The organism is Pseudomonas sp. GD03842, from assembly GCF_029841165.1.
In the GTDB taxonomy this organism is placed as follows: domain Bacteria; phylum Pseudomonadota; class Gammaproteobacteria; order Pseudomonadales; family Pseudomonadaceae; genus Aquipseudomonas.
Genome location: NZ_JAOCEA010000004.1, coordinates 132556 through 145275, shown reverse-complemented (window position 1 = coordinate 145275; position 12720 = coordinate 132556). Strand labels below are relative to the sequence as shown.

Sequence of the window (12720 nt, the reverse complement as noted above, 5' to 3'; positions counted from 1 at the left end):
CATGACAGGCCCTCTACGAAACGTGTCTGCTCCGGCGGTGCTGAACCTGGCCATCGCCGTGGGCATTGCCCTGGGCTTGAGCGGCTGCGGCCTGAACCTGCCCGACCAACGCCTGGCCAATGAAGCGCTGCAACGGGGCGATACCAACCTCGCGGAGCAGAACTATCGCCAACTGGCAGACATGGGCTACACCGATGCGCAGGTGGGTCTTGCAGATATTCAGGTCGGCACACGCGACCCCGAGCTCATCAAACAGGCTGAAGCGACCTATCGCGCAGCGGCGCAGACCTCGCCTCGCGCCCAGTCGCGGCTCGGGAAGTTGCTGGCGGTCAAGCCCAACTCCACCGAAGCCGAGCAGCGCGAAGCCGAGACCCTGCTGAAGAAGGCCTTCGCCAACGGCGAGGCTGGCACGCTGATTCCGTTGGCCATGCTTTACCTGCAATACCCGCACACGTTTCCCAACGTGAACGCGCAACAAAAGATCAACGAATGGCGCGCGCAGGGTTACCCCGAAGCCGGGCTGGCCCAAGTGGTGCTGTACCGCACCCAGGGCACCTACGACCAGCATCTGGCGGAAGTCGAATCGATCTGCACGCAAGCGCTGCGGACGAACGATGTCTGCTACATGGAGCTGGCAACGGTCTATCAGAAACGGGGTGAAGCCGACAAACAGGCAGCGCTGATCAAGCAGATGGAAAGCGGCTATGCCAGCGGCGCTGTCCCCGCCATGCGCGTCGACACCGTCGCCCGCGTCCTGGCCGATTCCAGCCTCGGCAAACCTGACGAGAAAACCGCTCAGCAATTGCTGGAGAAGATCGCGCCGGGCTACCCGGCGTCGTGGGTCAGTCTGGCGCAGTTGCTGTACGACTACCCCGAACTGGGCGACGTGAACAAGATGATGGAATACCTGGACAACGGCCGAGCTGCGGATCAACCGCGCGCCGAGTTGCTGCTGGGCAAGCTGTATTACGAAGGCAAGCTGGTGCTGCCGGACGCGAAGAAGGCCGAAGCGCATCTGAGCAAAGCCGCGCCGACACAGATTTCCGCGCACTACTACCTCGGTCAGTTGTACCGCCGTGGCTACCTTGGCAAACCTGACCCGCAACGCGCCGTCGATGAACTGCTGACCTCCGCTCGCGGTGGTCAGAACAGCGCCGACTTCGCGCTTGCGCAACTGTTCTCGCAAGGCAAGGGCATCAAGCCCAACCCGGTCAATGCGTGGGTTTTCGGCCAATTGGCCCAGGCCCAAGGCACACCGCAAGCGGCCGACCTGATGCAGCAACTCAACGATCAATTGCCACCCGAGAAGCGCGCCGAAGCACAAAGCCTTCTCCAGCGCGAGCAGCAGGTCCGTGGCGCTACCGCCCAGAACGCGCTGGCGCTGCAAACACTGCAAGAAGAAAAAGAAGGCGAGGACGCACCTCTATGAAGCTTAAGTTGAATCCTCTGGTGACAGCCGGGCTGGGCCTGGGCTTCACCTTGATGTGGGCCACGCCGACATTGGCTGCCTTGACCGATACGCCGAACAATTTCGGGATCGAGATCAAAATCACCGGGCAGGCTGAAGACGACCGTGACCTCGGCACCCGTGGCGGTGGCGATGTCAACGGTATCGGTCTGGACTTGCGTCCATGGGCCTACGGCGAATGGGGCAACTGGAGCGGCTATGCCATGGGCCAGGTGGTCACCGCCACCGACACCATCCAGACCGACCCGCTGGACCAGCAGGTCACCGACGCCACTGGGCAAAGCAGCCAGCGCGCGCGCAAGACCTCCAGCAGCCGCGAAGTGGACGACAGCTACGCCGCACTGCGTGAATTCTGGGTCGGCTACAGCGGTTTCACCCCCTACCCCGGCGAGATTCTCAAGTTCGGTCGCCAGCGTCTGCGCAACGATGACGGCCAATGGCATGACACCAATATCGAAGCGCTCAACTGGATCTTCGACACCACGCTGCTCAAGGCTGAGGTCGGCGCGGCCCAGCGTTTCAGCGAATACCGCACCGACTTGACCGAACTGTCAGCCGAAGACAAGGACCGTCAGCACATCTTCGGCGACGTGGCCTACCAATGGACACCCGGCCAGTGGGCAGGCATTCGCGCTCATCACAGCCATGATGGCGGCAGCCTGAAACATCAGGGCGAATCCATCGACGACCTGGACAAGACCACGCGCTCAGACCTGACCTGGCTCGGCATTCAGGCCAACAGCGACGCCTACAACTACCGCAACCTGAACACCCTCAATTACTGGGGAAGCGTGACCTGGCTGACCGGTGATCGCGATCGCCTGGGCACCACCTACGATGCCACGAGCGACCAGTACGTGGCGGGGCGCAAGGACAACGAAAACGTCAACGGCTGGGCGACCGACCTTGGCCTGCGTTTGCGCCTCGACCCGCAATGGCAAGTCGGGGGTGCCTACTCCCGCGCCAGCAAGAATTACGAGCAGAACGGGCTGGAAAGCAACCGCTCGAACTGGACCGGAACCCGTTCGCGCGTTCACCGCTTCGGCGAAGCCTTCCAGGGTGAAATGGCCAACGTGGAATCCGGCTCTCTGTTCGCTTCCTGGCAGATGCAGGACGAGTACGACGCCTCGCTGATTTACCACAAGTTCCGTCGGGTGGACGGCCACGCCGGCATCGGCGGTGCGGGCATCAATCCGGCTCGTGAAAACGTCGACGCTGACGGCATCAGCACCTTCGACTCCCTGCCGCTGGAAGACGGCCGCAAGGATTTGGGTCAGGAGATGGACCTGGTGGTCACCAAGTACTTCAAGCAAGGCCTGCTGCCTGCGTCGGTGAGCCAGTCGTTCGATGAGCCGTCAGCGCTGATTCGTCTGCGCGCGGGCGTGTTCAAACCCGGCGATGCGTATCACAGCGGTGTCGACGACTACATGCATCGCGCCATCGTCGACGTCATCTGGCGCTTCTGAGGATGACCACGATGGATTACATCCCCGTCCTGGCCATTCGGCGCGCCCACGAAGGCTCGGCGGTCAGCCACGCGGGTATGACATTCGACAGTGGTTTTCAGGTTGATGAGAGTGCAAATGACATGAACAGCCAAACAAGCAATTTGCGCCCTCGGGCGTGGCCTCACGCTCTGCTGGACAGTGTCGCGCTGAGAAACGCGGTGCTCGGCGGCATCCTGCTGCTGTCCGGCGTGCCCGCGATGGCGAACACCGCGGCGGTCGCCAAACCCGCCGCAGCGGCGGCGCAGGCGCCTGCCGACAGCGGAACGGTCAAGGACCTGCACGAAGCCAAGACCTACACCATCTCCAGCCCACCCGCCGAACCGCTGATGATGGACAAGCCCAAGCTGCCGGACTTGTCGGGTTATACCCAGCAAGCGATGCAGAAGAAGATCGTGCGCAACAAGGTTGCGAAGGTGTCGATCCGCCGCATGATGCAGGAAGACGCGTTGAAGGAATTCATCGGCGGCGACAACAAAATGGCCGAATGGGTAGCCCGTCAACATGGCATCCCACAGGCGATCTTCGTCGATGACGGGTACCTGAACCTTCAGGACCTGGCGAAGAAAGTACCCAAGCAATACCTGAGCGAAACCTCGCCAGGCGTGTTTCTTGCGCGCCTGCCGATCGTCGTCGGGAAAAAAGGTATCTTCGAAATCGACAAAAAGACCACCGAGCTGCGCCTGTCCCAGGAAGCCGGCGCCTTCGTGATCAACGACAACCAGCTGTTCATCCAGGACACCCGAGTGACCGGCTGGAGCGAGAAAGCCAACGGCCCTTCGACGTTCAAGGCACCCAAGGAATTTCGCCCCTTCCTGCTGTCTTGGGGTGGCACGCAGACCTATATCTTCAACACCAAGGTCGCAAGCCTGGGGTACAACAACAGTAAGTCGTACGGCATCAGTATTTCCCAATACACGCCAAACATGAAAGCGCAGATGAATCGGCCCGACCCTACCGGCTGGATCGTCAATTCCGAATTCTCGGACCTGTGGTATGGCTACTACTGCTACGAGACCCGCGACTTCGTGGTCAAGGGCAATACCTACCACGACAACATCGTCTACGGCATCGACCCTCACGACCGCTCCCACGGCCTGATCATCGCCGAGAACACCGTCTACGGGACCAAGAAGAAACACGGGATCATCATCTCCCGTGAGGTGAACGACAGCTTCATCATCAATAACAAGAGTTACGAAAACCACCTGTCGGGCATCGTGCTGGACCGTAACAGCGTGAACAATCTGGTGGCCTACAACCAGATTTACCGCAACCACACCGACGGCATCACGCTGTATGAGAGCGCCGACAATCTGCTGTGGGGCAACCGCGTGTTCGCCAACAAACGGCACGGCATCAGGGTCCGCAACAGCACCAACATCAAGCTGTACGAGAACCTGGCGATCGGTAATGGGCTGATGGGGGTCTACGGCCACATCAAAGACCTGACCGACACAGACCGCGACATCAAGCTCGACCCGTTCGACGCCGAAGTCTCGCTGATCATGGTGGGCGGCGAACTGACCTCCAATGGTTCAGGCCCCCTGTCCATCGACTCGCCACTGAGCGTGGAGCTTTACAAAGTGTCGATGCTCGCACCGACCAAGAGCAGCGGAATCAGCTTCAACGGTGTACTCGGCGATCGCCAGGACGAAATCCTCGATCTGCTGGTGCGCCAACAAAAAGCCGTGTTGATCGACCCGGTCGAAAGCCAGAAACAACTCCGGGACTGAGGAAGCCAAATTCATGCACGCACACTTGATCAAATTGCTGACCCTCTCGGGCCTCGCCGCTGCATTGTTCGCGGGCAGCAACACGGCGTCAGCCGCCGATGCGACGGCGCCAAGCTTCACCGCGGAACCTTGCTGCAGCCTGTGCCCGGAAGCGCATGATGCGAAAAACTACGTCACCCGCTACCAGCAGAACTTCACCACGCTGGTGCAGGCTCAGGGCGACTGGCTGTTCCGGACACGCGAGGACTTGCGCACAGAGTTCGACACCACCCCTGAAGGCTATCGCCGCATGCAGCAACTGCACGACGCGTTCAAGAGCAAGGGGGTCGAGCTCGTCATCGTTTACCAACCGACCCGCGGCCTGGTCGATCGCAACAAACTGTTCCCTGCCGACCGCGACAAGTTCGACTACAACACCGCCTTGCGCAATTACCAGACGATGCTCGGCCGCTTCGCAAAAATGGGCTACACCGTGCCGGACCTGTCGCCGTTGACCAACGAGCAGCAGGCCCACGACTTCTACTTCCGCGGCGACCAGCACTGGACCCCCTACGGCGCTCAGCGCACCGCGAAAATCGTGGCCGAGTCCGTGAAGAAAATGCCGGCGTTCGCCGACGTTCCCAAGCGGGAATTCGAGACCCATTTGTCAGGTCGCATGGGCAAGAAGGGCACCTTGCACAATATGGCGGGTCAGTTGTGCGGGACCAGTTACGCGATCCAGTACATGGATCAGTTCGAAACCGAACCCAAGGGCGAGGCTGCAGACGGCGATCTGTTCGGCGATTCCGGCAACCCGGAGATCACCCTGGTCGGCACCAGCCACAGTGGCAAGAACTACAACTTCGCCGGTTTCCTGCAGGAGTACATCGGTGCCGACGTGCTGAACGTTGCATTCCCGGGCGGTGGCCTGGAGGGCTCCATGCTGCAGTACCTGGGCAGCGAGGATTTCCAGAAGCACCCGCCGAAGATCCTCATCTGGGAGTTCTCGCCGCTGTACCGTCTGGATCAGGAGACCATCTACCGCCAGATGATGTCGCTGCTGGATAACGGCTGCGAAGGCAAACCGGCGTTGATGACCACCAAGACCTCGCTCAAACCGGGCATCAACGAACTGCTGGTCAATGGCAAAAACGGCATCAAGGATGTGCGCAACGGCAGCAACCAGATCGACATCAAGTTCGCCGATACCTCGGTGAAAACGCTTCAGGCGCGCCTCTGGTACATGAACGGCCGCCACGAAGACTTGAAGATCGAGAAACCTGAAACATCCGAAACCGACGGGCGCTTCTCCTTCGAACTGCGCAATGACGGCGACTGGGCCGACCTGCAGCTGCTTGCGCTGGAAGTTCAGGGCCCCGAAGCGGGCACTGCGCCGCAAGAAGTCGAAGCGAAAGTATGCAAACGCAACGTGTTCCCGAATGCCGCGCATCAAACCGCGCAAGCCGGGTTATGAGGCTCTTATGCACACTCCAAAACTGATGCTCCCTACCTTGCTCTCACTGGCCGTGCTGTCTGCGGCGGCCTTCGCCACCTCGGCCAGCGCAGCATCGAATCTGGTGCCGCCGCAGGGGTACTACGAGGGCGTCGAGAAATTCAAGACGGGCGAGAACAAGTTCACCTGCGAGGCCACGCCGCAGCCCTACACCGGCTCGCTGCAGTTCCGCAGCAAGTACGAGGGCTCGGACAAGGCTCGCGCTACCTTGAACACCGTGTCGGAAAAAGCCTTCCGCGATTCGACCAAGGACATCACCACCATGGAGCGCAACACCGCGAAAGTGGTGATGCAGTACATGCGTGACGGCCGTCCGGAGCAACTCGACTGCGCGCTGGGCATGCTCACGACTTGGGCACGGGCTGACGCACTGGAATCCACGGACTTCAACCACACCGGCAAGTCCATGCGCAAATGGGCATTGGGGAGCATGTCCTCGTCCTATCTGCGCCTGAAATTCTCCGAGTCGCATCCATTGGCTACTCGCCAACAGGATGCCCAAGTGATCGAAGCCTGGTTCAGCAAACTGGCCGATCAGGTTGTCAGCGACTGGAATAATTTGCCGCTGGACAAGACCAACAACCATTCGTACTGGGCGGCGTGGTCAGTGATGTCGACCGCCGTAGCGACCAACCGCCGCGACCTGTTCGACTGGTCGGTGAAGGAATTCAAGATCGCCGCCAATCAGATCGATCCGCAAGGCTTCCTGCCCAACGAGCTGAAACGCAAACAGCGGGCGCTGGCCTACCACAACTACGCCCTGCCGCCGCTGGCAATGATCGCCAGTTTTGCCCAGGCCAATGGGGTCGATCTGCGCCAGGAAAACAACGGTGCGTTGAAGCGTCTGGGTGACCGAGTGCTGGCCGGGGTCAAAGACTCGGGCAATGAATTCCAAGCGCGCGATGGTGAAAAGCAGGACATGACGGACCTGAAAACCGACATGAAATTCGCCTGGCTCGAACCCTACTGCTCGCTCTACGACTGCGGTCCCGATGTGCTGGATCAAAAACACAAGATGCAGCCCTTCAAGAACTTCCGCCTGGGCGGCGACCTGACCCGCACCTATGACCCAAGTCATGAAAAGGGTGAGAAAGGCGGTTCGTAAGATGTGATGCCCCCTGTCTGATCGTTCCCACGCTCCGCGTGGGAATGCCTTCCCCGGCGCTCCTGCGCCGTCCGCGGTGACGCGGAGCGTGGGTACGATCAGCACAGAGTGCGGCGTTGGCAGTGAGATTCATGTTTCACCCCTCCCGTTTTTCATGGGGGGGTTTGGGGGGGCTGTGGCCCTTGATGCTGGACAAACGGAGAAAGAAGGATGGTTTTCTCATCCAACGTGTTCCTGTTCCTGTTCTTGCCGGTATTTCTCGGCTTGTACTACGTGAGCGGAAACCGCTACCGCAACCTGCTGCTGCTGGTTGCCAGCTACGTGTTCTACGCCTGGTGGCGTGTGGACTTCCTGGCCCTGTTCGCGGCGGTAACGCTGTGGAACTACTGGATCGGCCTGCGCGTTGGCGCCGCCGGGGTCAAGACCAAACCGGCCCAGCGCTGGCTGTTGCTCGGCGTCGCCGTTGACCTGTGCATCCTCGGCTACTTCAAGTACGCCAACTTTGGCGTGGACAGCCTCAACGCGATCATGACCTCGTTCGGCCTAGAACCGTTCATCCTGACTCACGTGTTGTTGCCGATCGGGATCTCGTTCTACATCTTCGAGTCCATCAGCTACATCATCGACGTCTACCGCGGCGACACGCGTGCGACACGAAACCTGATCGACTTCGCCGCATTCGTGGCGATCTTCCCTCACCTGATTGCAGGGCCCGTGCTGCGCTTCCGTGACCTGGTGGACCAGTTCAACAACCGCACGCACACGCTGGACAAGTTTTCCGAAGGCTGCACGCGGTTCATGCAGGGTTTCATCAAAAAGGTGTTCATCGCCGACACCCTGGCCGTGGTGGCAGACCACTGCTTTGCGCTGCAGCACCCCACCACAGGTGATGCCTGGTTGGGCGCGCTGGCCTACACCGCGCAGCTGTACTTCGACTTCTCCGGTTACAGCGACATGGCCATCGGCCTGGGCTTGATGATGGGTTTCCGTTTCATGGAAAACTTCAAACAACCCTACATCAGCCAGTCGATCACCGAGTTCTGGCGCCGCTGGCACATCAGCCTCTCCACCTGGCTGCGTGACTACCTCTACATCACCTTGGGTGGTAACCGTGGCGGCAAGGTGGCGACCTATCGCAACCTGTTCCTGACCATGCTGCTGGGCGGCCTGTGGCATGGCGCGAACATCACTTACATCGTCTGGGGCGCCTGGCACGGTGTGTGGCTGGCCATCGAGAAAGCGCTGGGCATCAACACCACGCCAAAAACCTTCAACGTGGTGCGCTGGGCCTTCACCTTCCTGCTGGTGGTGATGGGCTGGGTGATCTTCCGCGCAGAGAACCTGCACGTCGCTGCCCGCATGTACGGTGCAATGTTCAGCTTCAGTGAGTGGCAGCTGTCGGACCTCAACCGCGCCAGCCTGACCGGCCTGCAAGTGGCCACCCTGATCGTCGCGTACATCACCCTGGCGTTCTTCGGCCTGCGCGACTTCTACCGCAATCGGGCCCCGCAAAAGCCTGTCTCGGACACCCCGAGCAGCGATGCGGCAGCTCAGGCGGATGGCCCAGCGTCAGCAGTCCCTGGCCTGATCAAGGCCGTGCCAGGAGACAAGCCGGGCAGCATCCATCAACCGGGCTACATCGTCGGAACAGAAGCGCAGGTGCAGCCTGCCTACTGGACCGCCGACTGGTCGCGCTACGTCATGCGCGCCTTGATCCTGCTGATGTTCGTCGCCTCGATTCTCAAACTTTCGGCGGCCAGCTTCTCGCCGTTCCTGTACTTCCAGTTCTGAGGCGCCTGACATGACCCGCTCATTGCGTTTCATATATATCTTCCTGTTCCTGGCCATTCTCCTGGTGCTGGGCCTGTGGTCGCTGCGCAGCTTCGTTGGCTTCTCGACTTCGAAAGAAACCACGGTGCTCGATGGCCACTGGACAAAGGCGGTGGAAACCCACTACGACGATCAGTTTCCGATCAAGCGCCTGGGCACCAATCTCTGGGCCGCGCTGGATTACAAGCTGTTCAACGAAGGTCGTCCGGGCGTGATTCTGGGCAAGGACCAGTGGCTGTACACCGATGAGGAATTCGACGCGGTGGTCAACGGCGAGCAAAACGAAGCCGACAATCTGGCCATCATCCAGGGGGTGCGTGACACCCTGAAAAAACAGGGCACCGAGCTGGTCTTGGCCATCGTCCCGGCCAAAACCCGCCTGTATCCCGAGCACATCGGCGACAACAAGCCTTCGGCCCTGCACACCGACCTGTACCAGCAGTTCCACGCCCAAGTGAGCCAGGCCGGCATTTTCGCGCCTGATCTGTTGGCGCCGTTGCAAAGTGCCAAGGGTAAGGGCCAGGTCTTCCTGCGCACCGACACTCACTGGACGCCGATGGGCGCCGAAGTGGTCGCCCAGCAATTGGGGGACGCGATCTCGAAAAGGACGCCGCTGAGCGGTGATCCGCAAACGTTCGTGACCGAAGCCAAGAGCACCGCGCCGTACAAGGGTGACCTGACCAACTTCCTGCCGCTGGACCCATTGTTCAGCAACCTGCTGCCAAAGCCTGACGACCTCCAACAGCGCAGCACCAATCCTGCGCAAGCCGAGGGTGAAGGGGATGACGCACTGTTCGCCGACAATTCGGTAGCCGTCGGCCTGGTGGGCACCAGCTACAGCGCCAACCCCAACTGGAACTTCGCTGGCGCGCTCAAACAGGCGTTGCACAGCGACGTGGTGAACTACGCCGAAGACGGCCACGGTCCGATCCTGCCGATGCTCAAGTACCTGCAGACGGACGCGTTCAAAAGCAACCCACCGCAAGTGCTCATCTGGGAATTTCCCGAGCGCTACCTGCCTGCACACAACGACCTGACCGAGTTCGATCCGCAGTGGATCGCCGAACTCAAGAAGGCCCGTGACCCACAACAAAATCTGGCGCAGAACGCCAATAACTCCGATTCGCCCAACCGGGCGCAAAACTGAGAGGACTCCTCAAATGACTATGCAGACCACTACTCACATGCCTACTCGTTCGACCAAATCCGGCCTGCTGAAAACTTGCGTGTTGGCCGCTAGCCTCGGCTTCGTCTCTCTGTCCGCCTTCGCCGGCGGCGACGCTGCCCTGTATGGCCCCACCGCGCCAAAAGGCTCGACCTTCGTGCGCGTCTACAACGCCAGCAACAGCGAGATCAGCGCGAGCGTCGGCAACACCAGCCTCAATGAAATCGGCCCACTGGCCAGCAGCGACTTCAGCTTCATGCCGCAGGGCGACTACAGCGCCAAGATCGGCAGCAACACCTTGCCGGTGAAATTGGCGAGCGACCACTACTACACCATCGTCAACAACACCTCGGGCGCCCCGCAACTGGTTGAAGAGCCGCCCTTCAAGAACAAGCAGAAGTCCCTGGTGCGCGTGCAGAACCTCAGCGACAAGGCGCTGACCCTGAAAACCGCTGACGGCAAGACGTCGGTCGTGGATTCGGTGAAGGCCAAAGGTACCGGCGAACGTGAAATCAACCCGGTCAAGGTCAGCTTTGCGCTGTTCGACGGTGACAAGAAGGTCAGCGACCTGAAACCCGTTGCGCTGGAACGTGGCGAAGCCGCCGTGCTGTACATCACTGGCAACGGCAGCAACCTGTCGCCTGTGTGGGTCAAGCGCCCGACTTCGACCCAGTAAACCTGAACACACCGCCTTCGGCTTTTGATTCTGGCCGAAGGCCGTAGGAGCGCGCTTGCCCGCGAAAGGGCCGGTACATCCGACACAGATGTGTGGAATGGACCATTGCAATCGTCCGAATGCGGCCCAGAGCAAGCGCGCTCCTACAGATAACGCACAACTAGAAACACCCGAAACGACAGATACAACCGACGTATAGCCCAAACAAACGCTATAGAAATTTTGGAGAAACAAAATGATTCCAGTGATCTTGTCAGGTGGCAGCGGTTCCCGACTCTGGCCTCTTTCGCGCAAACAGTTTCCAAAACAGTTTCTGGCATTGACCGGCGAACACACGCTGTTCCAGCAGACCCTCGAACGCCTGCAGTTCGAAGGCATGCAGCACCCGATCGTGGTGTGCAACAAGGACCACCGCTTCATCGTCGGCGAACAGCTCGACGGCCTGGGCCTGGACACTCAGGGCATCATCATGGAGCCGTTCGGTCGCAACACGGCGCCTGCCGTGGCCATCACCGCGATGATGCTTGCCAACGAAGGCCGTGATGAGTTGATGCTGGTGCTGCCCGCTGACCACGTCATCGACGACCAGAAAGCGCTGCAGCGTGCACTCGCCCTGGCCACCGTCGCCGCCGAGCGTGGCGAGATGGTGCTGTTCGGTGTGCCAGCCACCCGTCCTGAAACAGGCTATGGCTACATCAAGTCCACCAACGACGCGCTGCTTCCGGAAGGCGTCAGCCGCGTGGCGCAGTTCGTCGAGAAGCCTGACGAAAAACGCGCTCAGGAATTCGTCGAAGCCGGTGGCTACTTCTGGAACAGCGGCATGTTCCTGTTCCGCGCCAGCCGCTACTTGGAAGAGCTGAAGAAGCACGACCCGGACATCTACGACAACTGCCTGCTGACCCTCGAGCGCAGCAAGCACGACGGCGACAGCATCGAGTTGGATCAAGCCAGCTTCGCTTGCTGCCCGGACAACTCCATCGACTATGCTGTGATGGAAAAAACCCAACGCGCCTGCGTGGTGCCGCTGGAAGCCGGCTGGAGTGACGTTGGCTGCTGGGCGTCGCTGTGGGAAGTGCACGACAAGGATGAGCACGGCAACGTCACCAAGGGCGACGTGGTCATTCAGGACAGCCGCAACTGCATGGTGCAAGGCAACGGCAAACTGGTCACCGTGATCGGTCTGGACAACATCGTCGTGGTGGAAACCAAGGACGCCATGATGATCGCCCACAAGGACAAGGTTCAGGGCGTCAAGCAATTGGTCAACACCCTCAACGAGCAGGGTCGTAACGAAACCCAGAGCCACCTCGAAGTCTACCGCCCATGGGGCTCGTACGATTCCGTGGACATGGGCGGTCGTTTCCAGGTCAAACGCATTTCGGTCAAACCGGGCGCCAGCCTGTCGCTGCAGATGCACCACCACCGCGCCGAACACTGGATCGTCGTATCGGGTACCGCTCAAGTCACCTGTGACGAAAACGTCTTCCTGCTGACCGAAAACCAGTCGACCTACATCCCGATCGCCTCGGTCCACCGCCTGCGCAACCCCGGCAAGATCCCGCTGGAAATCATCGAAGTGCAGTCCGGCAGTTATCTGGGCGAGGACGACATCGAACGCTTCGAAGATGTCTACGGCCGTTCGACGCCGGGTATCGATGTAGGTGTGAAGACTCAGACCATCGCCCGTTGATCGGTCTGTAAAAAATAGTTGTACTGCCCCCGCCCGCCTTCTGTGTATCCCCA

General features: G+C 60.3%; 9 protein-coding genes. All 9 read left to right on the top strand.

Features of this window, described 5'->3' with window-relative positions:
• Position 1 precedes the first annotated feature (1 nt).
• The 9 genes from algK (at position 2) to N5D61_RS07720 (ending at position 12667) form a co-directional block, all read left to right on the top strand.
• Positions 2 to 1429 (top strand): alginate biosynthesis TPR repeat lipoprotein AlgK, encoded by a 1428-nt coding sequence (gene algK, locus N5D61_RS07760; protein ID WP_279891831.1) that lies wholly within the window; start codon positions 2 to 4, stop codon positions 1427 to 1429.
• A complete protein-coding gene (locus tag N5D61_RS07755) occupies positions 1426 to 2934 on the top strand; it encodes an alginate export family protein (protein ID WP_108236810.1) in 1509 nt (502 codons plus the stop codon). The genes algK and N5D61_RS07755 overlap by 4 nt, the downstream gene beginning before the upstream one ends.
• Before the next feature lie 122 nt (positions 2935 to 3056).
• Positions 3057 to 4709 (top strand): mannuronan 5-epimerase AlgG, encoded by a 1653-nt coding sequence (gene algG, locus N5D61_RS07750; RefSeq protein ID WP_279892090.1) that lies wholly within the window; start codon positions 3057 to 3059, stop codon positions 4707 to 4709.
• A 13-nt stretch (positions 4710 to 4722) separates the two neighbouring features.
• Positions 4723 to 6162 carry an alginate O-acetyltransferase gene (locus tag N5D61_RS07745; protein WP_279891830.1) on the top strand — a complete coding sequence of 480 codons (1440 nt, stop codon included), beginning with the start codon at positions 4723 to 4725 and terminating at the stop codon, positions 6160 to 6162.
• A 7-nt stretch (positions 6163 to 6169) separates the two neighbouring features.
• On the top strand, positions 6170 to 7306 hold the full coding sequence (locus tag N5D61_RS07740) for a mannuronate-specific alginate lyase (RefSeq protein WP_108236808.1): 1137 nt from the start codon (positions 6170 to 6172) through the stop codon (positions 7304 to 7306).
• A gap of 210 nt (positions 7307 to 7516) precedes the next feature.
• Positions 7517 to 9097, top strand: coding sequence for an MBOAT family protein (locus tag N5D61_RS07735; RefSeq protein WP_279891829.1), 1581 nt, complete (start codon positions 7517 to 7519; stop codon positions 9095 to 9097).
• Positions 9098 to 9107: 10 nt separating this feature from the next.
• On the top strand, positions 9108 to 10283 hold the full coding sequence (locus N5D61_RS07730) for an alginate O-acetyltransferase (protein WP_279891827.1): 1176 nt from the start codon (positions 9108 to 9110) through the stop codon (positions 10281 to 10283).
• Between the two features lie 13 nt (positions 10284 to 10296).
• A complete protein-coding gene (locus tag N5D61_RS07725; RefSeq protein ID WP_108236805.1) occupies positions 10297 to 10977 on the top strand; it encodes an alginate O-acetyltransferase AlgF in 681 nt (226 codons plus the stop codon).
• 235 nt (positions 10978 to 11212) lie between these two features.
• The gene (locus N5D61_RS07720; protein WP_108236804.1) at positions 11213 to 12667 is read left to right on the top strand and encodes a mannose-1-phosphate guanylyltransferase/mannose-6-phosphate isomerase; all 1455 of its coding nucleotides are present in this window, start codon (positions 11213 to 11215) and stop codon (positions 12665 to 12667) included.
• Positions 12668 to 12720: the final 53 nt, after the last annotated feature.

Coding starts and splice junctions, on each gene's coding strand:
- N5D61_RS07735 (WP_279891829.1), top strand. CDS start 7,517: ATGGTTTTCTCATCCAACGTGTTCCTGTTCCTGTTCTTGCCGGTATTT.
- algG (WP_279892090.1), top strand. CDS start 3,057: ATGAACAGCCAAACAAGCAATTTGCGCCCTCGGGCGTGGCCTCACGCT.
- N5D61_RS07755 (WP_108236810.1), top strand. CDS start 1,426: ATGAAGCTTAAGTTGAATCCTCTGGTGACAGCCGGGCTGGGCCTGGGC.
- N5D61_RS07730 (WP_279891827.1), top strand. CDS start 9,108: ATGACCCGCTCATTGCGTTTCATATATATCTTCCTGTTCCTGGCCATT.
- N5D61_RS07725 (WP_108236805.1), top strand. CDS start 10,297: ATGACTATGCAGACCACTACTCACATGCCTACTCGTTCGACCAAATCC.
- N5D61_RS07740 (WP_108236808.1), top strand. CDS start 6,170: ATGCACACTCCAAAACTGATGCTCCCTACCTTGCTCTCACTGGCCGTG.
- N5D61_RS07720 (WP_108236804.1), top strand. CDS start 11,213: ATGATTCCAGTGATCTTGTCAGGTGGCAGCGGTTCCCGACTCTGGCCT.
- N5D61_RS07745 (WP_279891830.1), top strand. CDS start 4,723: ATGCACGCACACTTGATCAAATTGCTGACCCTCTCGGGCCTCGCCGCT.
- algK (WP_279891831.1), top strand. CDS start 2: ATGACAGGCCCTCTACGAAACGTGTCTGCTCCGGCGGTGCTGAACCTG.